Below are 24,862 nucleotides of genomic sequence, written 5' to 3' on the forward strand. Positions count from 1 at the left end.
ACGAGCGTGAGGAACGATAAGTGTCTGGGCTGGAGCGTGAGGAACGACAGGGGTTCTCAGGAACACTATCGTGCCCATGCTCCAGCGTGGGCACGCCGTCCTGGATGCTCCGCGTCCTGTCCCGGGCACGGGTCGTGCAGCGCATAACCATTAATCCTGACTAATTAATTGACAGGTGCCCCAACTGCGACTGATATACCTGTTGTCATGCCGTTGCGAGCGTCCGCTCCAGACCCCCATCTCCCAAAGCCTGCCTGTGTCGACACGTTCCCGTGATCGTCGGGCGGTAGCTTTGTCCGCGCAATTCCCCTGACGTATTTCACAAGGCAGCCAGCATGGCGTTGAATACTGCGAACGGCGTCGACGCCAGGTCGTCGTTAATGTCCTTTGACAAGTCCACGGTGGTGGTGTGGGTCGCCATCAGCCTGATGCTGGTCGAGACCTTTTCCGGAGCCTTGCGCTTCTACTTCGATCAGGCAGGTCTCAGTCCCCTGCTCTATCTGCCCAAAGCCGCCTGCATTCTGCTGTTTGCGCTCGAACTGCGCACCTTCAGGGCAGGAAGGCTGTTCTGGACATTCATGATTCTGTGGCTGCTTTCCGGGCTGCTGGCCATGCTGCATCGCGCCAGCGTGCACAACCTGGCGTTCAGCCTGTTCGCGCTGAGCCCTCTGGTGTTCGGCCTGGTATGTGGCCGGCACCTGCTGTATCGCCGCAAGCTGTTGTACCGCGCCATTGGCTTCTGCCTGCTGGCTTCGCTGCTGGGGATTGCTCTGGACAAGCTCACCTCCGTGCCGTGGAAGGGCTACAGCTACAGCGTCGGTGAAACCCAGTTGAGCGCCAATACCTCATGGAGTGCGGACGAGGTGGATCGCATTGCCGGTTTCGCCAGGGTGTCCAACGTGCTGTCGATCATGATCGCCTTCTACACGCTGTACCTGATCATGTTCCTGCGCTCGCGCCTGATGATGTTATTGCTGAGTGCGGTGGCGCTTTACGCCATCGTGCTGACCACCAGCAAAGCGCCAGCCGCGGCCTTCGCGCTGACCATCGTGCTGCTGTTGTTGCGGCGGATGAGCTGGACCTGCAGGACAGTGTGCACCGTGGTGGTGGGCATCGGTCTGCTGTTGCCGGCGCTTGGGCTGATCGTGAGTCCTGATGCCTACACGGTTAGCAGCGGCGGCTCTCTGGCCTCGCTGTATGACCGCATGATCAACACCTGGCCCGGCCTGATCAATGCGATGAGTCGCGAAGGCTGGATGATCAGCGGCGCAGGCTTCGGCATGGTCGGCAGCACGATGGGGCTGTTTCCGGTGGACGGTGCCGGAGTCTTTCTCGGTATGGACAGCTCCGCCCTGTACCTCTGGGCAATGCTGGGCGTGCTCGGCTTGCTGCTGTATACGCTGCAGATTCCGCTGTTGTTCCGACTGATCGATGATCAGACCCGTGTCGGCCATATGCTGCTGGCAATCAGCTTCTGCTGGTGTCTGATCAGCTGGACCACCGACATGTTCGAGGTCGCTGTTGCCAACCTGTTCATCGGCCTGGCCATTGGTCATGTGATTGCCGGCAGAGAACCGTCTGCGAGCCATGCGCCCGGACTGTCGTCGACTGCACGCTGACCGCCACCCCATCATCACCGCGCTGGCCGCCGACACGTTTCGGCTGATCACCGGCAGCCTCTTCCTCACGATCAGCCAACGGATGGCTTTCTCAAATGGACTTCAGAAAAGACATCAATGGCCTGCGCGCCATCGCAGTGATTGCGGTACTGCTCTTCCACTTTCACCCCGACTGGCTGCCTGGTGGCTTTGCCGGTGTAGACGTGTTTTTCGTGATCTCGGGGTATCTGATCACCGGGATCATCCTGCGCGGCTTGAGGAGCGGTAAATTCAGGCTGGCGGCGTTCTACACGTCACGGGCCAGGCGCATCGTCCCGGCCCTCGCTGTGCTGTGTTTTGCCTTGCTGCTGCTGGGCTGGTTCGCTCTGCTGCCGCTGGACTACAGCACGCTGGGCACGCATGTGGCGAGCAGCCTGGGGTTCGTTTCCAATATTGTCTATTGGCGTGAGGCGGGGTATTTCACCGCCAGTGCCCATGAGAAATGGCTGCTGCACACCTGGTCGCTGTCGGTGGAATGGCAGTTCTACCTGCTGTACCCGATTGCGCTGCTGATGCTCAGTCGCTTCGTCGCGCTGCACAACCTGCGCTGGTGGGTACTGGGCGCAAGCCTGACAGGCTTTGTAGCGTGCGTGTCTGCCTCCTCGCAATGGCCGGAGGCGGCGTTTTACCTGCTGCCGACCCGCGCCTGGGAGTTGCTGGCAGGTGGCGTCGCCTGTCTGTTCCCGCTGCAATTGAAGGCCCTGCAGCAGCGCGTTCTGGAACATATCGGACTGACGCTGATCGTGGCCGGTTTCTTTCTGCTGTCCGTGCAGGACACATGGCCGGGTTATCTGGTGCTGATGCCGGTGCTGGGGACGTTCGCGGTGATCGTCGCCGCACGCAACGACTCGCTGCTGACCTGTAACCCGCTGGCCCAATGGACCGGCACACGGTCGTACTCGCTGTACCTTTGGCATTGGCCAGTGGTGGTGTGGATGAATGACGCCGGGTTACTGGGCGAGACCCGCGCAGTGCTGGTGGGCATCGGCATGGCCGTGACGCTGGGTCTGGTCTCATGGTGGCTGATCGAGCAGCCCGCCAGCAGGCCGTCGTCTGATCAGCGCAGCAGATATGCCACGCTCGGCACGCTGATCGCTCTGGTATTCGTCTGCGGAGCACTGGTGAGTGCGACCGGCGGCGTGGTATCGCCACTGCGACCTGTGAGTGTTTCGGACAAGGCACGTTTCATTCAGGAATACGCTGATCGTCAGCACAACCTGTACGAGCCTTACTGGCTGAAATGTGATGCCTTCTCTGCCCTGACCCAACGCGGCCAATCAGCCATCGACGAAGCCTGCACGCGCAAGCAAGGTGCGGGCGGCGTGTTCCTGTGGGGCGACTCTCACGCGCAGGCGCTGTCGCTCGGCTTGCGTACCTTGCTGACGCACAGCACGCCCTTCTATCAAGTCGCCTCAGCCAGTTGCCGCCCCGCTCTGAGTGACCATCAAGGACGTACCTCTGCGACCAGCAGGGCCTGTGACTACTCCAACAGAACGGCCCTGCAGGGCATCGAAAAGCTGCGTCCGGACATCGTGGTCATCGCGCAGAAGGACGGGCATGACAAGACCGACTGGACGCAGATCGCGATCCGGCTCAAGGGCCTTGGCGTGAAGCATATCGTGCTGATCGGACCGGTCCCGCAGTGGAACCCGTCGCTGCCCAGCGTCATCGCCAACCGTCATTGGGGGCTGAGCGAATCGCACATCCGCGATCCGGCTCTGGATCAAAGCGTCATGCTGGTGGATCAGGCAACCCGCGCACTGGCCGCATCGGCAGGCATCCAGTTCGTGTCGCTGATCGACAAACTGTGCATCGCCGATGCCTGCCGGGTACGCCTGGAAGACAACCGCTCTCTGCTGCAGATCGACTCGGGGCACTTGAGCGCAGAAGGCTCGTTGTACGTGGTGCGCAACTACGTACTGCCGCAGTTGATGAATTAACAAACGTCCTGTTTATGGAGGCTGTAGCGGCCTCTTCGCGAACAAGCGAAGCGTCGCCCGGTTCGCTACGGGACATGTGCATAAAGATAGGGTCGTCGATCAGTGCAGCTCTTTGAGGCGCTCGGCGAACTTGACGAGGTCGGCGAGGGAATCGGCTTCCATCTTGCGCATCACCGAGCCACGGCGGACCTTGACGGTGATTTCGCTCACGTTCAGCCGGGCTGCAATCTGTTTGTTGAGCAGGCCGCTGACCACCAGCTCCATCACCTGCTGCTCACCGAGATTGAGGCTGGCGTGGCGGCGCTGCAATTCGGCTTCGACGGCGGCACTCTGGCGCCGGCTGCGATCCTGCGCCAACCCCTGCTGAATGGCGTCGAGCAAGTCCTGATCACGGAAGGGCTTGGTCAGAAACTCCACCGCACCAGCCTTCATGGCTCGCACGGACATGGGAATGTCGCCATGCCCGGTGATGAAAATGACCGGCAGGGAAATCCCTGACCTGGCCATATGCTCCTGAAAATCCAGGCCACTCATGCCCGGCATCCGGATGTCCAGAATCAGGCAGCCCGGCGCATCAGGGCGCGGGGTCTCCAGAAACTCGCGGGTCGAGCCGAACAGCATGCTGCGCAACCCGACCGAGGCCAGCAGGTCCTCCAGCGAGGAGCGCACCGACAGGTCGTCATCGAGGACGTAGATGATCGGCTCTTCGGTCGGTGAGGCGGTGGCGGCTGTGCTCATCAGGTTTCCATCTTTCCGGTGGGCAGGGTGAAGTGAAACGTAGCACCGATTGCAGGGTTGGGCGTGACCCAGATGCGTCCGCCATGAGCTTCGATGATTGAACGACTGATCGCCAAACCGATCCCCATGCCTTCCTCCTTGGTGGTGTAGAACGCGTCGAACAACCGATGGATGTTTTCCGGCTGCACGCCGATACCGCTGTCGCTGACCGCAAATCCGATATCGCCGCCGTCATGCCAGCCCACCCGAATCTCCAGTTGCGCCTGATCCGCCTCGAGCTTTTTCATCGCATCGACGCCGTTGAGCATCAGGTTCAGCAACACTTGCTGGATCTGCACCCGATCAGCCAGCAGCGGCGGCAGGCCCTCCGGAACGTCGACCAGCAGTGCGACGCCCTGCCCCTCTATCTCGCTGTGTGCCAGCGCCACGATCTCGGCGACGGTATCGGCCACGCTGATCCACTCCTTGTGAGTGGACGAACGCTTCGCCAGGGCGCGCACCCGCACGATGATGTCGCCTGCGCGGTTCGCGTCACTGATCATGCGGTCGACGGCCTGCCGGGCCTTTTCCAGATTGACCGGCTCGGTGGCCAGCCAGCGCTGGCAGGCATTGCCGCTGGTGACAATGGCCGACAGCGGCTGATTGACCTCGTGGGCAATGGAGGCCGTCAGTTCACCCAGTTGATTGACCCGTGCGATCCGCGCCAGCTGTGAGCGCGCCTCATGTACCGAGCGAATGGCCAGCGCCATGCGCAGCGCCAGCCAGGTGGTCATGGCGATGGCCGACAGGCTGATAATGCAATTGATCAGCCCGGACGCCTCACTGCCTCTGGAGGTCGTCATCTCGTAACTGATCACGGTCAGCACCATGCACAGCAACGCCATCGCGATAACGCCTGTGGCCGGCAGGAACCTGACCGCCAGCAGCACCACAACAATCTGGAATACGCCCACGGCGATTTCCAGGTCGGTCAAGGTGTCGGCAACCGCAATGACCAGCGCCAGCATCAGCAACGCGATCAGCCGCACCGCCATAGCGGCCTTGCCGTAGGATTCAGGTTCACGCATGCGCATCATCCCGCTGATTGCAAAAGGGCCGTTGAGTATGTCCTACAAACCTTAGGACGGGTTGTCCAGGCTGAACTGATCGGCCAGTTCGTCATAGGCAAACAACTCCGCGTAGCGCCCCCATTGAATCACTGCGTTGAGGGTCTGCATGGCATCGCTTTCAGACATGAAGTCTTCGAGTTGATCGCGAAAGCGCCGTGCCGGTGCCGTGTGCGTGGGACGATCATCCAGCACCCGCCGAATGTGCGCCACCAGCGGCACGAAGCTCAGCAGGTGCTGGGCGAACAGTTGCTTGCGCTCGTCGACATCCGCCAGCGCATAGCGATTGGCGGCTGGCAGCAGGCGAATGTCGCCGCCCTTCAGTTCAGCGAAGCGCAGTAGTTGCAGCACCTCGGCAATCGGGAACAGCTCGTCGGCGTTGTAGTGCAGCGCAGCGGCCAGTTCCGGCAGGTCGGCCTTCAGGCTGTAGGGCGGCGCGTGAATCGCCTCGATCAGCCCGGCCAGTGCGTTGGTGGAAACCTGCGGCAACACCATTCCCAGCCCGGTGCCCGGAAACACGCCCTGACGAATCTCGCCGGCGTCGTTGTCCTGGGTCATCAGCACGTAGATTTCTTCCACCAGCGCCCGGAAGATCGGGTCCTGGCGGTTGCGCGGTTGAGGCAGGTCGACTTTTATCTCGCTGATTACCCGCCCAGGATTGGAGGAGAACAGCAGGATGCGGTCGCACATCAGCACGGCTTCGGCGATGTTATGCGTCACCATCAGGATCGACTTGATGGGCATGCGCCCTTCGCTCCACATGTCCAGCAAGTCAGTGCGCAGGGTTTCGGCGGTGAGCACGTCGAGCGCGGAAAACGGCTCGTCCATCAACAGCACGTCAGGATCAATGACCAGCGCGCGCGCCATGCCCACCCGCTGACGCATGCCTCCGGAGAGCTCCTTGGGGTAAGCGCTCTCGAAACCGTCCAGGCCGATCAGATCGATGGCCGCCAGTGCGCGCTTGCGGCGTATCGCGGCGGGCACACCTTGCGCTTCGAGGCCGACTTCAACGTTTTCCAGCACGGTCAGCCAGGGAAACAGCGCAAAGCTCTGGAACACCATGCCCACCGACATCGCCCGCCCTTGCGCACGACGCGGGAAATTCACCTCACCTTCGGTGGGCACCACCAGCCCGGCGATGGAGCGCAACAGGGTCGACTTGCCCGAGCCGGACCGGCCCAGCAGGCCCACTATTTCGTTCTCGTTGAGCGTCAGGGTCACGTCATCCAGCACCAGGCGCTCTTTGCTGCCTTTGCCGTACACATGTCGGACCTTCTGAACATCTACCAGGCAACGCGTTTCGACAGCCATCATGATGGCGCCCTCCCCTTACACAAGATCAGACAAGACTCAGACGTCGCTCGGCAAACCCGTACAGCGGGCGCCACAGCAACCGGTTGAACGCAATCACGAAGACCGACATGACCACGATGCCCAGCGCAACGCGCGGAAAGTCACCCGCCTGGGTCGCATTGGCGATGTATGACCCCAGGCCTGCCGCTTCCAGATGCTGATCGCCCCAGGAAACCGCTTCGGCGACGATACTGGCGTTCCACGAACCACCCGACGCGGTCAGCGCACCGGTGATGTAGTAGGGAAACACGCCGGGCAGCGCGACACGGCGCCACCACTGCCAGCCGCGCATGTTGAACATGGTCGCCGCTTCGCGCAGGTCAGTCGGCAAGGCACTGGCCCCGGCGATCACGTTGAACAGGATGTACCACTGGGTGCCGAGCACCATCAGCGGCGACAGCCAGATGTCCGGGTTCAGGTGCAGGCCGACAATCGCGATCACCGCAAAAGGAAACAGAACGTTGGCCGGGAACGCCGCCATGAACTGCGCGATTGGCTGCAAGCGTTCAGCCCAGACCGGACGCAGGCCGATCCATATACCGACGGGCACCCAGATCAGGCTCGCAATGACGATCAGTACGATCACACGCACCATCGTCGCCAGGCCCAGACCAAAGGCCGTGACCATGTCGCTGGCGCCCAGTGACGCCTCGATGAACCTGAACAGGTACACACTGCCAGCCAGGCAGGCAGCCATGACCAGCCCCAGCCACACGTAGTCGAGCACGCGGGCGACGCCCGGGGTCAGCTTCACTTTCCACAGCCGGGAGAACACACGCCAGTCGATCAGCATCAGGCATTTCCACGGTGCAGCCAGGACCGAACCCAGCATCGGTGCCACACGGGAGCGGCCCAGCAGGCTGTACATCCATGAGCGCGGACGCTTCGACGATGCGGTTTGCTCGAAGCGGAATTTGTCCGCCCAGGCGACGATCGGCCTGAACAGCAATTGGTCATAGGCCAGAATCACCAGCGCCATTGCGCCCACTGCCCAGGCAATCGCAGCTAGGTTCTTCTGCTCGATGGCCAGCGCCAGCCAGGACCCAATGCCCGGCAGATTGACCGTGGTATCGCCGACCGAAATGGCCTCGCAGGCGACCACGAAAAACCAGCCGCCGGACATCGACATCATCATGTTCCACACCAGCCCCGGAATGGCGAATGGCAGTTCCAGGCGTGTAAAACGCAGTACCGCAGACAGCCCGAACTGACGGCTGACTTCGTTCAGATCACTCGGCACAGTACGCAGTGACTGATAGAAACTGAACGCGAGATTCCAGGCCTGACTGGTGAAGATGGCAAAGATCGCTGCGCATTCGACGCCAATCTGCCGACCGGGAAACAGGCCCATGAAGAAGGTCACGGTGAACGTCAGAAAACCCAGCACCGGCACCGACTGAAGAATATCCAGCGCCGGGATGATCACCTGCTCGGCCTTGCGACTTTTGGCTGCCAGCGTGGCCACGACAAAAGTGAAGATCAACGAAGCGCCCAGCGCGATGAACATACGCAGCGTGGTGCGCAAGGCATATTCGGGCAGGCGCGCCGGGTCGAGGCTCATGGGGCTGGAATTCAGCACGGTCAGCGGCTGCATCATCTGGCCAAGGCCATAAATGAACAGGCCAATGAACAGCGTCAGAATGGCCAGGCAAATACCATCGGCCCAATAAGGCGTGCGTGCACCGGGTTTTACGAAACGGGGCGTCCGCAGGCTTTTACCGAATTCAAATATCGAATGCATTGCTCACCTCGAGCCGGCCGCGCAGACGCAGACCCACCCGTTTTATAAGCAAACAGGCAGTCAGCGATAACAGATAAAGGCCGTGAGTTAATAGTTGCCGTACAGTGAGGTAAAGCTTATAGCGTTTCGATCAACAGTAAAAACCTGCAAAAGTAGCTCATGTTTATCTGTAAGTATGAGTGAGGTATACCAACGTATAGTTATATAACTATCGCCCCGTTATTCAGGCCAGTTTAGCGTCGCGCAAAAAACATTATCGTGCCCATGTTGGAGCGTGAGGAACGATAGGTGGCCGGCTGGACTATCGTGCGACGCTCCGCGTCGCATGCCGTTCTGGACGCTCCGCGTCCTCCCTTGAGGAAGCGGTGCGGCCTGGAGATGTAACGCGCAGCGTCACGACATGCATCCCCACGCTGGAGCGTGCGCAACGACAGGTGTCCGTCTGCTCCGCGTGGGCATGACCGTCAGGTGGATCACACCCGGAAGTGGCTGACCATCATCTGCAGCTGGCCACCCAGGCGTGCCAGTTCGACGCTGGAGGCTGCGGTTTCTTCGCTGGCTTCGGCGGTCTGTTCGGATACGTCGCGAACATTGACGATGCTGCGGCTGATTTCGTCGGCCACCGAACTTTGTTGCTCGGCAGCGGCAGCGATCTGCTGGTTCATCGCCTGAATGCTCGATACCGTACGGGTGATGCTTTCCAGCGACGTACCGGCCCTGCGCGTCAGTTCGACACTGCTGTCGGTCAGCGTGCGGCTGCCAAGCATGATGCCCGACACCTGACGCGTGCCATTCTGCAATGCCGACACCAGCCCTTCGATTTCTTCGGTGGACTGCTGGGTACGTTGCGCCAGGCCGCGAACTTCGTCGGCCACCACGGCAAAACCCCGGCCGGCTTCCCCGGCACGCGCGGCTTCGATGGCGGCGTTGAGGGCCAGCAGGTTGGTCTGCTCGGCGACCGCCTTGATCACATCCATGACCTTGCCGATCTTGTCACTTTCCTGCTCAAGCACGTTCATTGCGTCAGATGAGCGAACCACCTCGGCGGCCAGTCGTTCGATCTGCTGGATCGCCTCGCCGACGACCTTGTCGCCTTCACGCGCCTGCTTGTCGGCATCGGAGGCCGCCACGGACGCCTGCTCGGCATTGCGTGCCACTTCATGAACAGTCGCCGACATTTGATGCATGGCGGTGGCCACCTGGTCGGTCTCGACCTTCTGGCTGTTGACCCCTGCACTGGTCTGCTCGGTGACCGCCGACAGTTCTTCGGCCGCGCTGGCAATCTGCGTGACGCCATCGCGAATACCAGAGATCAGTTCACGCAGCGTCGTACCCATGCGCTGGATGCCTTGCTGCAAGACGCCCAGTTCATCGCGTCGGGTGACCGCTTCGGTATGGGTCAGGTCGCCGGAGGCAATACGCTCGACGATGGCCAGCGTATCGCGCAATGGACGAGTGATCTGACGCGTGATGACCACAGCGGCGAGAATGCCCAGCAGCATGACCAACACCACACATCCCATCTGCAGGCTGCGCGCGTGAGCGGTGTCTTCCTTGCCCATCTGCATCTGCAGGCCATACAACTCTTCGCCCAGCTTGACGATGGTGGCGCCTTGAGTGGTCAGATCCTTGCGCACGCTCGCAGCTGTCTGAGTGGTCGCCTTGAAGGCATCGACCGAGCTGCGGTAATTGCGTAAAGCGCTTTCAAACTGTGCGATCTGTTCGCGGTTGGCAGTGCCAAAAGCGGCCTTGAGCCTGTCCAGATGACTGATCGCGCTATCGAGCTGCTGAAAAGCTGCTGTCTCGGTCTTGTCATTCGGATTGCCGGTATAGCCGCGCACTTCATAACGCACCAGCACCAGGTCTTGCCGAGCGCTGTTTGCCAACTGGGCCAGATCGAAGCGTGCCGGGTCAGAAGGATCTATCTGCATGACCGCATTGTTCAACGACTCGACGGCCTGCATCGCTGCTGTGCCATTGGCGGTCATCTCGTCGCGCACTTTGGCCCCGGCCTGGTACGCGGCGCGCATGCTGTTCAGGGATGCTTCATAGTCGCGAGTGACATCGGCCAGTTCGCGCAGCGGCTTGAGGTTGACCGGATTGTTGAAGCTGACGAGCAGTGATTGCTGCTGCGCCTTGAACACATCCAGCTTGCTTTGCATGTTCCGCGCTGCGGTTTCATCGCCGTCCGTCAGCATGTATTGCAGACGCGCGATTCGCAGAGTGGTCAGGTTGTCACTCAGCCTGGTGATATCGCCAATTCGGTCGGTGCGATAGATGAGCTTGTCGAGGCTGGTCCAGCCAACAAGGGCGAGGACAGCCGTGAAGAAAAGAACGGTCCCAAAGCCCAATGCCAACTTCATGTTGACGCTGATATTCGCAAATCTGCTGTTCATAAAATCTCCTGAAAATGCTTTTTTGTGCGCAACGAAAGAGCCGAGATTTGTTTTTATGGACAGCAAACCCGCGCGCCAGAGCTATCGGCCGCAGAAGAGCAAAACTTGATCGAAAAAAGGCAATCCGCGCGAACGCGCCGATTCGGGAGGGAAATCGGGGGCTGAACAGCCCCCGATTCAATCAGGCAGTCAGTTTGAAACGCGCCACGACATTGCGCATGTCGCTGGCGACCCGCGCCAGTTCATCGGCGGTGACCGCATTGTTATCGATACCCAGCATCAACGTCCCGGAGCTGTTACGAATCTCCATGACATTGCGGTTGATGTCTTCGGAGACCGCATGCTGCTGTACGGCAGCACTGGCGATCTGCGTGTTCATCTCGACGATACGCTCCACGCCCTGACTGATGCTCGACAGGCTGCCCGAGGCATCGCTGGCGGCACTGATACACGCATGCGCCTTCTGCTGCCCAGCCTGCATCTGCTGCACGGCAGCGTCGGTGGCGCTTTGCAGTTGCTGGATGATGCCGCGAATTTCTTCGGTCGACGCCTGGGTGCGCGAAGCCAGTGTGCGGACTTCATCAGCCACCACGGCAAATCCGCGACCCTGCTCGCCCGCCCGCGCAGCTTCGATGGCAGCATTGAGGGCCAACAGATTGGTCTGATCGGCAATGGTGCTGATGACCTGGATAACGCCACCAATCGACTGACTGTGCAGGGCCAGCGCCTGGACCTTCTGGGCACTGAGTTCCACTTCTTCGGCCAGCGCCTGAATGGTCGAGTGCGCCTGATGCATGATGCGCAGCCCGTTACGTGACGCAGTGTTCGCTTCATCGGCGGCCAACGCAGCACCTTCGGTGTTCTGCGCCACGTCGGCAACGCTCGCGGTCATCTCGTTGATCGCGGTCGCCACTTGCTCCGTTTCAGCCTGCTGCGCGTTCATTGATTGCTTGGCCAGGCCGATGGATGCGCCCAACCGGGAAGCCACATCAGTCAGTTCGTAAGAGGTGCGGTCCATGTGCGAGATAGAGCTGGCGAAGGCGTCGGCCATCAGGTTCAGGCCGTTGGCGATATCCGCCACTTCGTCCTTGCTGACGACCGCTACGCGGGCACTCAGATCGCCCTCGCCCAGACGGCGGGTAACGCCCAGCAGGCTGTCGATGGTCAGGCGCAAGGCACGGTAGATGCTGCAGAACGCGTAGAGCAGCAGCAAGCCCATGATCACACACATGGCAATCACGACTTCGCGTTGCAGCACCAGAGCGTCGTAGCGCGTATTCAACTCATCCTGAAGCGCAGTCTGAATTTCGTCCTGAGCCTTGTAGAGGCCCGAAACAACGACGTTGCCGCGCGCACTCAGCGCCTGCCCCTGCTGCACCGAGAACTCTGTGCCTTTTACGTACGCGTGCAGGTCGCCGCGAAAGCTATCCATCGCTGCAGTAGAGGCAGTGATCGGGTCACTGATTCGCGCGGCCAGTTCTGGCGAACGGCGCTTGAGCAGTCGAATGCTTTGCTCCAGCTCCGCACGAAATTGCAGTTCGATCTTCAGCAGGCTCTCGAGCGAGCCACGCATCGATACACTCAGCCCCTGACCGGTTATCAAACCTGCCGTAATACCGCGGATCTGACCGGCGACGTTGATTTCCCGGGGCATACGGATGGTGCTCAGGTCGATCAGAAACAGCGAGGCGTAATCTTCGTCCAGCACCATGCCTGAGGTAGCCGAGACGTAGTAGATAAAGTTGAGTGTCTGGGCCAGTTGCTCGTTCCACTGGGCGAACACTTCAGCCTGCGACAGGCCTGGCTTGATACTGTCCATCAGGGAACGGGTGCTTTCGCGCAGGCGCTGTACGCGGTTCTCGGTTTCCAGCTGCTGCCCTTGTCGCGCATCCATGTCGGCAAGGTTAGCAAGAGCAGTCTCGAGCTGAGCGCGGTTGCTGGTCATATCCTGAGCGGCAGAGGCATCGCCGGCCAGCAGACGGTTACTGACCGCACGCTGCAGCATGGAGAGTCGCAGAACGGGGGTGGTCAGTTGCAGGTACTCACGGCCAACGCGCTCTTGCGCGACGGTGTCGATGCTTGCATTCAGGCTGTTGAAAACCCGCAGACCGAGAACGATCAGCGGGATAACGATAATGATGGCTAAAACGGCAAACTTGGCAGGGAAGCGCAGGCGATTGGTCAGGTAGATACCAGGCGAAAGGATGTTCATAGTTTTCTCTTTTTAATTAGGGGTCCAATCCGGGTGGAAAAGCTCCTTTCTTTGCATCACGGGTAATACGGGCCGGCTGTGCTGCGCTGAACGCGGCAATCCATTCAGATAGAGGCACATTGACATCACTTGAGAGCAATGGCCTATCAGGAAGTTCAATGGGTGCTATAGCCTGATACTCGGGCTATCGACCAAGCCACGGTTAACGTGAGGTCAAGATCATCGGGAGGATGGCGGGCTAGAGCGATTTGCCGCTAAGACGCTTGCAGCAGGCATGATCCGAATGAGGGTATTCAGGTGAATCAGGCGGGAAACAACCGTTCATCTGACAGTCTGGCGACCGTAGACTTTGCAAAAGGGTAATACCGTCGTGCGCCACGGTGACGCACGACGGTAAGCGTCGTATCGAGGTGATCGAGGGCTATTCAAGCCCTCGCCCACTCCACGTTCGACAGACCGAGCTTTTCCGCCTGAGGCTTGCTCAGCTTCGGCACCGGGTCGGAACGGTACTTGGGGATCGCACCGAACCCGGCATCCACCGAAGCCCAGTGCCAGGCCTCTTTGTTGTCCATGGCACCTGCCCTTATGTAGAACGTCTTGTAACTGCCATGCAGCAGGTAATCGATACGGTAGTGTTTTTCATCAGCCATTGGGGTGCTCCTGCTTTGTCGACTCGCAAAACAGATCACAGCAGTTTCAAAAAATTCAAAATATTAATACCATCATTTAAATGATGTCATATAGCCATAAGCTATGTGTCCTTATAACTGAACTCTAGGGTTTAGTTGACGATAGAGTTTGTTTATAACAGCGCTTTTCACCCTGTTTCCTACCTTGAACAGTGAGCGCCTACAAGTCAGTCCAAGTAGGCTTCTCCGCCACGATGAACGTCCATTCAGCGACGCCGGGGGAATAATCAATTTCTATTGAACTGCAGTTTAAACACCGTCGGTCCTTTTTAAAAAAGTTAGCAGTAACGATCGCGTTCCTCAGTCTCTCATAACCTGTGACTGCGTTGAATCGAGCCCATGCACATGGGTTGACGCTTCCCGCGAGATCAAAGCCTGAGGATACGACATGTTCATGTATAACAAGCGACTTCAATATACCGTACGTGTAGCAAGACCCAATCCTGGACTGGCCAACCTTCTGCTTGAGCAGTTCGGCGGGGCTCAGGGTGAACTGGCTGCCGCTGGACGCTATTTCACTCAAGGGTTGAGCGAAGAAGACCCAGGCCGTAAAGACCTGCTGATGGATATCGCCACCGAAGAACTGAGCCACCTTGAAATTGTGGGCTCCATTATTGTCATGCTCAATAAGGGCGCTAAAGGTCAATTGGCTGAAGGCATCGAAGAAGAGGGCGAGTTATATCGCTCTATCAACGGTAACGGCAATGACTCACATATCACCAGCCTGCTGTACGGCTCCGGTGCGCCATTGACCAACTCTGCCGGCGTGCCCTTTACAGCGGCTTATATCGATACGATCGGTGAGCCTACAGCAGACTTCCGTTCCAACATCGCCGCAGAATCCAGAGCCAAGATTGTTTACGAGCGTTTGATGAACGTGACGGATGACCCGGGGGTTAAAGAAGCGCTGGGCTTTCTCATGACGCGGGAAATCGCACACCAGTTGTCTTTTGAAAAGGCCCTGCACGCCATCCAGCCCAACTTCCCGCAGGGGAAACTGCCGGGCATGCCGGAATTCACTAACAAGTACTTCAACATGTCCGGCGAGCCCAATGTACGCGGCGCCTGGAATCAGGGCGACGACTGGGAGTATGTGGAATCCCCACAAGCGGCTGTCGATGGCGGCGATGGTACGGCCTCGGTCACGCTGGATGAAAAGGACACCGAGGTGCTGGAAATGATGAAGGAACGGACCCAGTCCGACCCGGCCGCCAACCCGATCACCGGTGCGGACCTGGGTTCTGGTTTGGTCCAGGGCAAAGATGCCTGAAACGGCAACCCTTGTTTTGTTCAGGAGAATGGAATCATGAAAAAACTCAGCTCCCGTCAACCTCTCACGCCTCGCGACGAGTTGGATAGCGCGTTGACCGACAGGGTATTTGTAAAAGGGCTTCGTGCTTTCGAGGCGCAGGCACTGCTTGCACGCCGAGGCTTTCAAGTTGTGATGGCGACCAAGGGTTTCGGCGTTGGAACCCTGCTTGAAAACAACCTGCCACGTCGATGATCCCACGGATCATCAGCGGCACGCGCTCCATCCGACTTGTCCACAGGCCAGCAGATAATCAGCTTGCCTGTGGACAAGTCCCTCTTCGCTGAAAAGGGTAAGAATATGACTCGCACGACGATAGAAGATTTGTTCATTCACGAACTGTCAGACGTCTACAGCGCCGAAAAGCAAATTACCAAAGCACTGCCGCGTCTGGCACGTGCTTCGACCAATCCACTGCTGGCAGAAGCCTTCAAGGCTCATCTTGAAGAAACTCAAGGCCAGATCGATCGTATCGATGAACTGGTGGAAGGCGCTGGTCTGAAGCTGAAACGCATGAAATGCGCGGCCATGGAAGGTCTGATCGAAGAAAGCAAGGAATTGCTGGAAGAGATCGAAAAAGGCGCAGTGCTCGATGCCGCGTTGATCGGCGCATGCCAGAAGGTCGAGCATTACGAGATCGCCAGTTACGGCACACTCATCGCAATGGCCAAACATCTGAAGATGACAGAGGCGGCCGCTCTGTTGAGTGCCACGTTGGCAGAAGAAAAAGGCGCAGACGAAAAGCTGACAGCGATCGCCGAACAGGGCGGAACCCAGGCGGCCACTTCGAAAAAGTAATCATTGTTCACAGCGGCAGCCGCATGACGGTCTACAGGGTGTGGATCCCGTCATGCGGTGCAATGGATCTCCAGAATCAGTGCCTTGCCTTCGTCCATCAGCATAGGGTCTTCAGACACTTCAAGGTGCTTGCTTTTTGCGATTGCAGCCAGCGTCTCATTGGCGGCGATGTGATGCGTGACCACCTGTGCAGATGTAAACCCCGACCGGCAATGCATTTTTTCCGCGCAACCATCGCCCGCTGGAGTAAGCACGATCGCCACCTATCGGTGCCCGGAAAATTACGCTGAATTTCCCTGTACTGGGGCACTCACTTATCTACGCTGCACAGAAAAACAGAAAGTCTCGAATGACTGCGTCAATCGTGATGTTCAACTGCCGAGGTACGATTTTCATGACGTCTCTTCAAGTGATGACAGGCGATGCCGTCGTCAAAACCGTCGTTGAAGAAGCCCGTTCAAAAACCGTCTATCAATCATGGATGAATGAACGTGCTCCCGAACATCAACACGATGCGGTCATGTTTCTGAATCACTGCCTGGCCCTGGCCGAGCGGGAACACTGCGACCTTCCGGCCCAGCCTGAAGCGCTTGAACAGTGGATGGAGCAGAACGTAGGGGTCGTGGCTGATCAATACGCGCTCTATCTTGAGCAACGCCGCGCAGGAAAACCGAGACGGTTTTTCAAAAGCAAAGCGCACGCGATGTATTTCATTCAGCAAGTTGCACCGACCAAAATGGTCGACGGCGCCTGGCTATACGGATTGCTGCCGCGCTGGGCAGACTACCGCTTTCACGGCCTGATTCGTACGTACCTTGAAGAGCTCGGTGACGGCGAGCAGGCGCAGAATCACGTCTCTCTGTACCGAAAACTGCTGGCGGATCTGGACTGCGACACCAGCGCGCCACTGACAGACGACGCCTACCTACAAGGCGCCATTCAGCTCTCACTGGGGCAGTTGAGCGAGCAGTACCTTCCCGAGGTCATTGGTTACAACCTGGGCTATGAACAGCTGCCACTGCACTTGCTCATCACATCATTCGAGCTGAATGAACTGGGCATTGACCCTTACTATTTCACCCTGCATGTGACGATCGACAACGCCAGCACCGGCCATGCGCGCAAGGCTGCGCAGAGCGTCCTGGAACTGATGCCTGTCGGCCAGGAGCGCGACGAGTTTTATCGTCGTGTCGCCAGTGGTTACCGCCTCAATGAGCTGGGCATGGGATCAACTCAGGTGATCCAGTCGTTCGACCTGGAGCAGGAAGTGATCGCCATGCTTGAGCGCAAGCGCACGTTCGGTCAGCACATGCATTCCGACTACTGCCGTCTCGACGGCAAGACCGTCAACGAGTGGCTCGCCGAGCCCGATCAGATCCCGGAATTTCTTGCCGTACTGGAGAATAGGGGCTGGATCAAACGTCACGAAGACCCTCTGCACAGCCGTTTCTGGAAGCTGTTCGAGGGTGCCGGTGCACCGATGTTCGGCGTCTTCAACGGTTATGAAAAGCAACTCGTGCACGACTGGATCGCCGGCGAGTGGCTGTCGGATGGCAGTGCTCAACCCACGGTCGGCAAACGGCTTCCGGAAGCCTTTCGCGCGCGCTTCCGCAACCTGCAGGACGGCGCTCAGCCCTCCCCCGCGCTTGCGGTGCCTGCCTCGGCGGATGCTGATCCGGATGTTCGCGAACTGCACAGGAAACTGGAATCTGCGCCAGCCTCGGAGAAGATGTCCACGTTGATCGAAAGCATGTCGCCAGCAAGACACGCAACGGCCGCCGGCCTGCAAGCGACGCGTCTGTTTGTGAGCAGCATGGCCGAGCGTATGACAGGAGCCCACGCATGAGTCTTCCCCTCCCCGACAGCGTCGCGCTGATTGCCTTGGCGCAGCGCCTTGAGACCAGTGGCTATCGCTTTATCACGCCCACACCCCTGACCCATCAACACGTCAATCAACGCCCGGAAAATCGTACTGCCGCGTCACTGCGCGATGTCTTCGGCTGGAGTCGGCTGATACCGGAATCCATGTTGCCGGTAGAAGAGGCCCAAGGCCTGCTGGCTGCCGGTATTCTGGAACGCAAGGAAGACGGCTTGAAAAGCCGGGTGAGATTTTCCAGCCTGGATAATCTGCTATTGGTGCATTCGGCGTTTCCTACCACAGATGAAGACTCGGTATTTTTCGGTCCGGATACCTATCGCTTCGCGCAGTCCATCAATCGTCATCTGCAAGGCACGTCGCACCCGATCAACCGCGCCGTCGACATCGGCTGCGGTACGGGCGCCGGTGCCATGTTGATCGCGGTCGCCCGTCCGCAGGCTCAGGTGCATGCCGTCGACATCAACCCCAAGGCCCTGCATTTCGCGCAGACCAATGCCACGGTCGCCGGGCTGAAGAATATGGAGTGCTGCCACAGCGATATTCTCTCGGGCCTGAGTGGAAGTTTCGACCTGATCGTCGCCAACCCGCCCTACATGAAAGACACCAAGCGCCGCGCCTACCGCCACGGTGGTGATGCATTGGGCGCGGACCTGTCCGTGCGCATCGTGCGCGAATCATTGGACCGCCTCACGCCGGGCGGCTCGCTGGTGCTTTACACCGGCGTGGCCATGGTGGGCGAGCACGATCCGTTCTTCGAGGCGGTGCGCGGCGATATCGATCATGCGGCCTTGGCATGGACCTACCGCGAGCTGGACCCGGATGTGTTTGGCGAAGAGCTGCTTGAAGAGGGTTATGAAGACGTGGACCGTATCGCAGCGGTGGAGCTGGTAGTCACCCGACGGTCCGCATGACCCACCGAAATATCTTCAATAGTTCATGCTTATAGCGCACATAAGAACCGAGCATTGGTCAGCCAGTCAGCATCCCGGTGACACTTGCTACGAGCCATCGATCAACACCTTGCTGTTGATCGATGCAGGCTCGTAGCGCACCGAAAAGGATGACGACACATGCCACGCCTGAACAGGATTATCGAAACAGCCCTCTACGTAGAAGATCTGGCGCACGCCAGTGAATTCTATTCCGGCACCCTTGAACTGGAAGTGATGTTCGAAAGCGCGACATTGGTGGCCTTCAATGTCGGCGGCGTGAGCACCCTGCTGCTGTTCAAGCGCGGCGCGTCACTGCAGACGCAGCACCTGAGCGGCGGAGAAATACCACCGCACGACGCACAGGGCCGGATTCATGTGTGCTTCGCCATAAATGCCGACGAGATGCAACCCTGGGCTGATCGCCTTGCCAGAGCCAGCGTCGCCATCGAAGGCCGCACCGAATGGCCCAAGGGCGGATCAAGTATCTACTTCCGCGACCCTGACGAAAATCTCGTCGAACTCCTCACGCCAGGCTGCTGGGCGATTTACTGAATCGCCAAGGTCACGCGTTGTTCTGCAAAGGTGGGTCAATAAAGCGGGCAATCGAATGTTGATACGCGAGTGTGCTGCCCCTCAAATGTTATGTTATAACAATTGAGTGTTTTTAACTCAGCCTTCCCTAGCGATCTTCCCACGCCATGATCAAGCCTGTTTCCCAATCCTTTCCAGTCACCACAAAGCACGCCTTGCAGGTCGGTCAGCACGCTTGGCAATGGATACCGGGTAAGCCGCCCTCGCGGAACATCACTGTGGGTACGCGTGTTTGATGCTGGCGCTAGAAAGCCTCGCGTGGGCACCGGAACAGACGTCAGTCTGCACGCACGAACACTTTGCCTTGAAGGATATCGACCTGCAGATCGCCGCAGGCGAGTTCGTCGGCCTGATCGGGCCCAATGGCAGCGGCAAAACCAGCCTGCTGCGTTGCGCATTCCGCTACAGCCGCCCGCACAGCGGCAAGGTCGCCATCAATGCCCGCGATATCTGGTCCTGCAGCCCGCGCTGGTGCGCCCGGCACGTGGCAGTGGTTGCCCAGGAGTTTCCCGATGCATTCGGCCTGACGCTGCTGGATGTGGCAAACATGGGGCGCGCCCCTCATCAGGGGTTCTTTGCCGCAGACAGTGACCACGACCGCGCGATTGTACAAAACGCGCTGAACGCTGTTGGGCTGGCGGGCTATGAGCAGCATCGGTTCGACACGCTTTCCGGCGGCGAAAAGCAGCGTTGTCTGCTGGCGCGGGCGCTGGTGCAAGAACCCCGATTGATGGTGCTGGACGAACCCACCAACCACCTCGACCCGCGCCATCAACTGGAATTGCTCGGGCTGGTCAAACAGCTCGGCATGGCCACGCTGGCCAGTATCCATGACCTGAACCTGGCGGCGGCATTCTGTGATCGCCTGTGTGTCATTCATCACGGCCGGCTCATTGCGCAAGGCACGCCCCGGGAGGTGCTGACCCCGGAAATGCTGCTCAACGTGTTCGGCGCCAAGGCGCTGGTCGACAGCCACCCTCTGCGTGACTACCCACGCATCACCTGGATACCCTGACATGAACTGCCTGTCCGCCCGCCTGGCTTTGGCCGCGTTGCTATGCAGCCCGATGGCGCATGCCGCCTACCCCGTCACCGTGCAAAGCTGCGACCGCTCGGTGACGTTCACGGCTGCGCCGCAGCGTGCCGTCAGCAACGATGTGAACCTCACCAAAATGATGGTTGCCCTGGGTTTGCAGTCGCACATGGTCGGCTACAGCGGCATCACCGGCTGGAACAAGCCCGACCAGGCGCTGTTGCGCGACCTGGGCAAGCTGCCCGAGCTGTCCAGTAAATATCCGTCTCTGGAAACGCTGCTCAATGCCAACGCCGACTTCTATTTTGCCGGCTGGAACTATGGTATGCGCGTGGGTGGCGATGTCACGCCGCAAAGTCTCGCCCCGCTGGGCATTCAGGCCTACGAACTGACCGAATCCTGCGCCCAGATAATGCCCCGCACCGAAGCGACGCTGGAGGATGTCTACAACGACCTGCTCAATCTGGGTCGGATATTCGATGTGCAGACCCGGGCCGAAACGCTGGTTGCACAGATGCGCCGCAGCGTGAGCGACGTCGAAAAACGCGTGGCAGGCAAATCGCCGCCGAGGGTGTTTCTGTATGACAGCGGTGAAGACCGGCCGATGACCGCCGGGCGCCTGGCCATTCCCCAAGCGCTGATCAGCGCTGCGGGCGGCCGCAATGTCATGGGCGACGTCGCGGCCAGCTGGACCCACGTCAACTGGGAGTCGGTCGTGCAAAGCAATCCCGAGGTGATCGTGATCGTTGACTACGGCGAAGTCAGCGCTGCGCAGAAACAGCACTTTCTTGAAAACAATCCGGCACTGCAATCCGTGGACGCGATCCGCAACCGGCGTTATGTCGTGCTGCCCTATGTGGCGGTGACGCCCGGCATCGACAATGTCACGGCCATCGAAACGCTTGCAGCGGCATTTCATGACGTGAAGCGATGACGCTGGCGCAGTGGCTGACCGAACGGCCGCGTCGTTACCTGGGCCTGTTGATCGCTCTGACGCTTTTGCTGCTGATGTCGTGCCTGGTGTGCATCACCTTCGGCGCGGCCCCCGTGCCCTTGAGCCGGGTGATGGCTATCCTGATGTTCAAAGTCTCAGGCACTGCCGAACACTCACCGCTCTGGACAGCGGGTCAGGAAACCATCGTCTGGCTGATACGCACGCCCCGCGTACTGCTGGGCGCGCTGGCAGGCGCAGGGCTGGCACTGATTGGCTGTGTTCTGCAAGCCGCGACCCGCAATCCGCTGGCCGATCCGCATTTGCTTGGGGCGACCTCGGGGGCGACGCTTGGCGCAGTGATCGTGGTCATGCATGTGGGCGAAGTGTTTGGCATGCTGACATTGCCACTGGCCGCCTTTGTCGGCTCGCTGGTCAGCCTGTGCCTGGTGTTGTGGCTGGCCAGTCACCAAGGCCGCCTGGACAGCCAGCGCCTGCTGCTCGGCGGCGTGGCCGTGTCCTTCGTGATGATGGCAATCGCCAACCTGTCGTTGTTTCTGGGCGACCACCGCGCCAGTTCCTCGGTGCTGTTCTGGATGCTCGGCGGGCTGGGTCTGGCCCGTTGGGAGTTGCTTGCGGTGCCGTTTATCACAGTGCTGTGCGGTTGGGTGCTGCTGCAAGGGCTGGGTCGTTCACTGAACGCGCTGATGGGCGGCGATCAAACCGCCGTGAGCCTTGGCCTGCAAGTGCGCAACGTGCGCCTGCTGGTTTTTCTGATCGCCTCACTGATGACCGGCGTACTGGTCGCCCTGTGCGGCTCCATCGGTTTTGTCGGCCTGATGGTGCCGCACATGGCCAGACGTCTGGTGGGCTCGGAGCATCGACGATTGTTGCCTGTCGCCACCCTTCTGGGCGCATTGTTGATGGTCTGGGTCGACGTCATCTCCCGCACGCTGATCGCCCCCGAAGACCTGCCGATAGGCATTACGACCGCCTTGTTGGGAGGGCTGTTTTTCATTTTCATGATGAAGCGCGGTCAGTAATCGGCAACAAGTTCGCTGCAGGCAAACAGGACTGCCCGCGGCCCTTCTGGCTACATGACAAACTTGTGTCATCGTTTCTTAACACCTTTATGACATTTATTTTGCGCTGGTTATTTAAGGCTGCCGACGCACCTGAATACAAACCGGCTCATCCATTCATGCATGAAGCAGAAGGAGCGACACTTGAGAGTGACAGTGTTCGGAACCGGTTATGTGGGACTTACCCTTGCTGCTTGTCTGGCTGAAGTAGGCCATACCGTGTGTTGCATGGACGTCGACAGCAAGCGCATTGACGCGCTGCGCGAAGGCATATGTCCGATATTCGAACCTGGTCTTGGCGAACTCCTGCGCAATGGCCTGGACTGCAAGAGACTGAGTTTCACGACCGATGAAGTACACGCCAGTCGCTTTGCAGAGTTGCTATTCATCGCAGTCGGTACGCCAGCGCAAGCCGACGGCAAGGCGGACCTGAGCCAGGTGCTTGCCGTACTGCATTCGGTTATCAGACACGCCGAGAGCGCCAGGATCATTGTCAACAAGTCGACCTCGCCAGTGGGCACCGTTGACCGTCTGCTCGCTGAGATCGCTGCCAGTGCGCGACGCGATGACGGCTTTGAAGTGATCAGCAACCCCGAGTTTTTCAAGGAAGGCTGCGCGGTCAGTGACTGCCTGCGTCCGGATCGCATTATCATCGGCGGGGCCAGCCCGCGAGCGCTGGAGCAGATGCGCGAGTTGTATCAGCCGTTCAGTCGCAACCGCGAGAAGTTCGTGGTCATGGATGCGCGCAGCGCAGAGCTGTCCAAATACGCTGCCAACTGCCTGCTGGCGACCAAGATTTCGTTCATCAACGAGATCGCCAACCTCGCTGAACAGGTGGGGGCCGACATAGAACAGGTGCGGCTAGGCATCGGCTCCGACCCGCGCATTGGCTATGACTTTATTTACCCGGGCTGCGGCTTCGGTGGCTCATGCTTTCCCAAGGACTTGCAGGCGCTGATCGGCACAGCCAGCGAGCATGGCGTGGAAACAGCGTTGCTCAACGCCGTCGAACAGGTCAATCGCCGCCAGAAGCACCGCCTGTTTGAAAATATCCATACGCATTATCGTGGTGATCTCAGTGGCAAGGTCTTCGCCGTCTGGGGACTGGCCTTCAAGCCCAATACCGATGACATTCGCGAAGCCTCCAGCCATACCCTGCTCAAAGCGCTCTGGGCAGCCGGTGCCAGGGTTCAAGCGCACGACCCTCAAGCAATAGAAGCGGTCAGGCATCATTACGGCGAGCGAAACGACCTGCAACTGGTGCAGTGCAAGCATGATGCTCTGGAAGGCGCAGACGCCCTGGTGGTGGTGACCGAATGGCAGGACTACCGGGTGCTGGATCTGAACCAGCTCGGCGAAAAGCTCGGTGATCGCGTGGTGTTCGATGGCCGCAACCTGTTCGACCCGTCGCAGCTGCGTGAGGCGGGCTTAACCTACTACGGCATTGGTCGTGGCCGGGCGACTCCGGCATGACGGTGCTGGTGACAGGTGCTGCGGGGTTCATCGGCTTTCATGTCGCCAGGCGTCTGTGCGAACTCGGTGTGGAGGTCGTCGGTATCGACAACCTCAACGATTACTACAGCGTCGAGCTCAAGCAATCGCGCCTTGCCATACTCCAGCGCCTGCCAGGTTTCACGTTCCACAGGCTGGACATTACCGATGCCGAAGGTCTGTCCGCGCTCTTCGCGCAAAATGGCTTCGAACAGGTCATTCATCTGGCGGCGCAGGCCGGTGTGCGTTATTCGCTTGAACAGCCGAATGTTTACGCCCAATCCAATCTGGTCGGCTTTATCAACGTGCTCGAGGCCTGTCGGCAGTATCGACCGGCGCACCTGATCTACGCGTCGAGCAGCTCGGTGTACGGCGCCAATACGCGCATGCCGTTTCAGGTAGAGGATGCCGTCGACCGGCCGCTGTCCCTGTATGCCGCCACCAAGCGCGCCAACGAACTCACCGCCTACAGCTATTGCCACTTGTACGGCCTGCGCGCCACAGGGCTGCGCTTTTTCACCGTCTACGGTCCCTGGGGCCGGCCGGACATGGCGCTGTTCAAGTTCACAAAAGCCATGCTCGCCGGCCAGCCTGTGGATATCTACAACCACGGCGAAATGGCGCGGGACTTCACCTACATCGACGACATTGTCGAAAGCATCCTGCGCCTGCGTCTGCTGCCGCCCGATGCGGTTGGCAGCGAGCCGCCTCATCAGCTTTTCAACATCGGCCGGGGTCAGCCCGTCAAGCTGCTGGAGTTCGTCGATTGCCTGGAGGCCGCGCTAGGCCTGCGCGCCGAGCGGCGCTACCTGCCCTTGCAAGCGGGCGACGTGCTGCAAACCTGGGCAGACGTCAGTGCGCTGAGCCAATGGATCGACTTTCAACCACAGGTCTCGGTCGACACTGGCGTCAGGGCCTTCGTCGACTGGTATCGGGAGCACTATCAGGCCCGGATCTGCGAGCCACTTCAATAACAAGGACTT

Annotated in this window: 21 protein-coding genes; 13 read left to right on the top strand and 8 right to left on the bottom strand. The window is 59.4% G+C overall.

Annotated elements, in window-relative coordinates:
• The first annotated feature begins 335 nt into the window (after positions 1 to 335).
• Complete coding sequence (locus JOE39_RS19380; RefSeq protein WP_029572711.1) at positions 336 to 1,619, top strand: membrane protein; 1,284 nt, start codon at positions 336 to 338, stop codon at positions 1,617 to 1,619.
• A 95-nt stretch (positions 1,620 to 1,714) separates the two neighbouring features.
• Positions 1,715 to 3,598 carry an acyltransferase family protein gene (locus JOE39_RS19385; protein ID WP_029572712.1) on the top strand — a complete coding sequence of 628 codons (1,884 nt, stop codon included), beginning with the start codon at positions 1,715 to 1,717 and terminating at the stop codon, positions 3,596 to 3,598.
• A 99-nt stretch (positions 3,599 to 3,697) separates the two neighbouring features.
• Here the strand turns inward: JOE39_RS19385 and JOE39_RS19390 are convergent, their stop codons facing one another.
• From JOE39_RS19390 to JOE39_RS19420, 7 genes are all read right to left on the bottom strand, one after another.
• Positions 3,698 to 4,336 (bottom strand): response regulator transcription factor, encoded by a 639-nt coding sequence (locus tag JOE39_RS19390; RefSeq protein ID WP_029572713.1) that lies wholly within the window; start codon positions 4,334 to 4,336, stop codon positions 3,698 to 3,700.
• The gene (locus JOE39_RS19395; protein ID WP_003421480.1) at positions 4,336 to 5,403 is read right to left on the bottom strand and encodes an ATP-binding protein; all 1,068 of its coding nucleotides are present in this window, start codon (positions 5,401 to 5,403) and stop codon (positions 4,336 to 4,338) included. The genes JOE39_RS19390 and JOE39_RS19395 overlap by 1 nt, the downstream gene beginning before the upstream one ends.
• Before the next feature lie 51 nt (positions 5,404 to 5,454).
• Positions 5,455 to 6,759 (bottom strand): nitrate/sulfonate/bicarbonate ABC transporter ATP-binding protein, encoded by a 1,305-nt coding sequence (locus tag JOE39_RS19400; protein WP_174208910.1) that lies wholly within the window; start codon positions 6,757 to 6,759, stop codon positions 5,455 to 5,457.
• Between the two features lie 22 nt (positions 6,760 to 6,781).
• Complete coding sequence (locus JOE39_RS19405) at positions 6,782 to 8,536, bottom strand: ABC transporter permease subunit (protein ID WP_210078432.1); 1,755 nt, start codon at positions 8,534 to 8,536, stop codon at positions 6,782 to 6,784.
• A 473-nt stretch (positions 8,537 to 9,009) separates the two neighbouring features.
• Complete coding sequence (locus JOE39_RS19410; RefSeq protein ID WP_057444965.1) at positions 9,010 to 10,932, bottom strand: methyl-accepting chemotaxis protein; 1,923 nt, start codon at positions 10,930 to 10,932, stop codon at positions 9,010 to 9,012.
• A 181-nt stretch (positions 10,933 to 11,113) separates the two neighbouring features.
• On the bottom strand, positions 11,114 to 13,144 hold the full coding sequence (locus JOE39_RS19415; protein WP_122220468.1) for a methyl-accepting chemotaxis protein: 2,031 nt from the start codon (positions 13,142 to 13,144) through the stop codon (positions 11,114 to 11,116).
• A gap of 425 nt (positions 13,145 to 13,569) precedes the next feature.
• Positions 13,570 to 13,794: a DUF6555 family protein gene (locus tag JOE39_RS19420; RefSeq protein WP_003316018.1), complete on the bottom strand. Its 225-nt coding sequence runs from the start codon at positions 13,792 to 13,794 to the stop codon at positions 13,570 to 13,572.
• A 427-nt stretch (positions 13,795 to 14,221) separates the two neighbouring features.
• Here JOE39_RS19420 and JOE39_RS19425 point away from each other — a divergent pair, with 427 nt between their 5' ends.
• From JOE39_RS19425 to JOE39_RS19435, 3 genes are all read left to right on the top strand, one after another.
• The gene (locus JOE39_RS19425; RefSeq protein ID WP_010422832.1) at positions 14,222 to 15,103 is read left to right on the top strand and encodes a manganese catalase family protein; all 882 of its coding nucleotides are present in this window, start codon (positions 14,222 to 14,224) and stop codon (positions 15,101 to 15,103) included.
• 36 nt (positions 15,104 to 15,139) lie between these two features.
• On the top strand, positions 15,140 to 15,337 hold the full coding sequence (locus JOE39_RS19430; RefSeq protein WP_003432767.1) for a hypothetical protein: 198 nt from the start codon (positions 15,140 to 15,142) through the stop codon (positions 15,335 to 15,337).
• A gap of 105 nt (positions 15,338 to 15,442) precedes the next feature.
• Positions 15,443 to 15,940: a ferritin-like domain-containing protein gene (locus tag JOE39_RS19435; protein WP_032659628.1), complete on the top strand. Its 498-nt coding sequence runs from the start codon at positions 15,443 to 15,445 to the stop codon at positions 15,938 to 15,940.
• A 50-nt stretch (positions 15,941 to 15,990) separates the two neighbouring features.
• Here the strand turns inward: JOE39_RS19435 and JOE39_RS19440 are convergent, their stop codons facing one another.
• Entirely contained in the window at positions 15,991 to 16,194 is a 204-nt protein-coding gene (locus JOE39_RS19440) for a hypothetical protein (protein ID WP_139218901.1), read from the bottom strand.
• Between the two features lie 140 nt (positions 16,195 to 16,334).
• Between JOE39_RS19440 and JOE39_RS19445 the strand changes: the two genes are divergently transcribed.
• From JOE39_RS19445 to JOE39_RS19480, 8 genes are all read left to right on the top strand, one after another.
• Positions 16,335 to 17,786 (top strand): iron-containing redox enzyme family protein, encoded by a 1,452-nt coding sequence (locus tag JOE39_RS19445; RefSeq protein ID WP_245227493.1) that lies wholly within the window; start codon positions 16,335 to 16,337, stop codon positions 17,784 to 17,786.
• The gene (locus JOE39_RS19450; protein WP_004403351.1) at positions 17,783 to 18,730 is read left to right on the top strand and encodes a class I SAM-dependent methyltransferase; all 948 of its coding nucleotides are present in this window, start codon (positions 17,783 to 17,785) and stop codon (positions 18,728 to 18,730) included. Before JOE39_RS19445 ends, JOE39_RS19450 begins: the two co-directional genes overlap by 4 nt.
• Before the next feature lie 159 nt (positions 18,731 to 18,889).
• A complete protein-coding gene (locus tag JOE39_RS19455) occupies positions 18,890 to 19,303 on the top strand; it encodes a VOC family protein (RefSeq protein ID WP_004403352.1) in 414 nt (137 codons plus the stop codon).
• Positions 19,304 to 19,577: 274 nt separating this feature from the next.
• A complete protein-coding gene (locus JOE39_RS19460) occupies positions 19,578 to 20,357 on the top strand; it encodes an ABC transporter ATP-binding protein (RefSeq protein ID WP_046266555.1) in 780 nt (259 codons plus the stop codon).
• 1 nt (position 20,358) lies between these two features.
• Positions 20,359 to 21,309 carry an ABC transporter substrate-binding protein gene (locus JOE39_RS19465; RefSeq protein WP_003432756.1) on the top strand — a complete coding sequence of 317 codons (951 nt, stop codon included), beginning with the start codon at positions 20,359 to 20,361 and terminating at the stop codon, positions 21,307 to 21,309.
• Positions 21,306 to 22,349, top strand: a complete 1,044-nt coding sequence (locus tag JOE39_RS19470; protein ID WP_210078427.1) for an iron ABC transporter permease — start codon at positions 21,306 to 21,308, stop codon at positions 22,347 to 22,349. Before JOE39_RS19465 ends, JOE39_RS19470 begins: the two co-directional genes overlap by 4 nt.
• Before the next feature lie 183 nt (positions 22,350 to 22,532).
• Entirely contained in the window at positions 22,533 to 23,861 is a 1,329-nt protein-coding gene (locus tag JOE39_RS19475; protein ID WP_210078425.1) for a UDP-glucose/GDP-mannose dehydrogenase family protein, read from the top strand.
• Positions 23,858 to 24,853, top strand: coding sequence for an NAD-dependent epimerase (locus JOE39_RS19480; protein WP_210078423.1), 996 nt, complete (start codon positions 23,858 to 23,860; stop codon positions 24,851 to 24,853). Before JOE39_RS19475 ends, JOE39_RS19480 begins: the two co-directional genes overlap by 4 nt.
• Positions 24,854 to 24,862 lie beyond the last annotated feature (9 nt).

Origin of the sequence: Pseudomonas sp. PvP100, from assembly GCF_017833055.1 — a bacterium.
Taxonomy (GTDB): domain Bacteria; phylum Pseudomonadota; class Gammaproteobacteria; order Pseudomonadales; family Pseudomonadaceae; genus Aquipseudomonas; species Aquipseudomonas syringae.

Excerpts from the sequence above, each read along its gene's own strand:
- JOE39_RS19470 (WP_210078427.1), top strand. The coding sequence starts at position 21,306 with ATGACGCTGGCGCAGTGGCTGACCGAACGGCCGCGTCGTTACCTGGGC.
- JOE39_RS19380 (WP_029572711.1), top strand. The coding sequence starts at position 336 with ATGGCGTTGAATACTGCGAACGGCGTCGACGCCAGGTCGTCGTTAATG.
- JOE39_RS19395 (WP_003421480.1), bottom strand. The coding sequence starts at position 5,403 with ATGCGTGAACCTGAATCCTACGGCAAGGCCGCTATGGCGGTGCGGCTG.
- JOE39_RS19445 (WP_245227493.1), top strand. The coding sequence starts at position 16,335 with ATGACGTCTCTTCAAGTGATGACAGGCGATGCCGTCGTCAAAACCGTC.
- JOE39_RS19405 (WP_210078432.1), bottom strand. The coding sequence starts at position 8,536 with ATGCATTCGATATTTGAATTCGGTAAAAGCCTGCGGACGCCCCGTTTC.
- JOE39_RS19385 (WP_029572712.1), top strand. The coding sequence starts at position 1,715 with ATGGACTTCAGAAAAGACATCAATGGCCTGCGCGCCATCGCAGTGATT.
- JOE39_RS19435 (WP_032659628.1), top strand. The coding sequence starts at position 15,443 with ATGACTCGCACGACGATAGAAGATTTGTTCATTCACGAACTGTCAGAC.
- JOE39_RS19430 (WP_003432767.1), top strand. The coding sequence starts at position 15,140 with ATGAAAAAACTCAGCTCCCGTCAACCTCTCACGCCTCGCGACGAGTTG.
- JOE39_RS19465 (WP_003432756.1), top strand. The coding sequence starts at position 20,359 with ATGAACTGCCTGTCCGCCCGCCTGGCTTTGGCCGCGTTGCTATGCAGC.
- JOE39_RS19425 (WP_010422832.1), top strand. The coding sequence starts at position 14,222 with ATGTTCATGTATAACAAGCGACTTCAATATACCGTACGTGTAGCAAGA.
- JOE39_RS19460 (WP_046266555.1), top strand. The coding sequence starts at position 19,578 with ATGCTGGCGCTAGAAAGCCTCGCGTGGGCACCGGAACAGACGTCAGTC.
- JOE39_RS19480 (WP_210078423.1), top strand. The coding sequence starts at position 23,858 with ATGACGGTGCTGGTGACAGGTGCTGCGGGGTTCATCGGCTTTCATGTC.
- JOE39_RS19415 (WP_122220468.1), bottom strand. The coding sequence starts at position 13,144 with ATGAACATCCTTTCGCCTGGTATCTACCTGACCAATCGCCTGCGCTTC.
- JOE39_RS19450 (WP_004403351.1), top strand. The coding sequence starts at position 17,783 with ATGAGTCTTCCCCTCCCCGACAGCGTCGCGCTGATTGCCTTGGCGCAG.
- JOE39_RS19455 (WP_004403352.1), top strand. The coding sequence starts at position 18,890 with ATGCCACGCCTGAACAGGATTATCGAAACAGCCCTCTACGTAGAAGAT.
- JOE39_RS19390 (WP_029572713.1), bottom strand. The coding sequence starts at position 4,336 with ATGAGCACAGCCGCCACCGCCTCACCGACCGAAGAGCCGATCATCTAC.
- JOE39_RS19420 (WP_003316018.1), bottom strand. The coding sequence starts at position 13,794 with ATGGCTGATGAAAAACACTACCGTATCGATTACCTGCTGCATGGCAGT.
- JOE39_RS19410 (WP_057444965.1), bottom strand. The coding sequence starts at position 10,932 with ATGAACAGCAGATTTGCGAATATCAGCGTCAACATGAAGTTGGCATTG.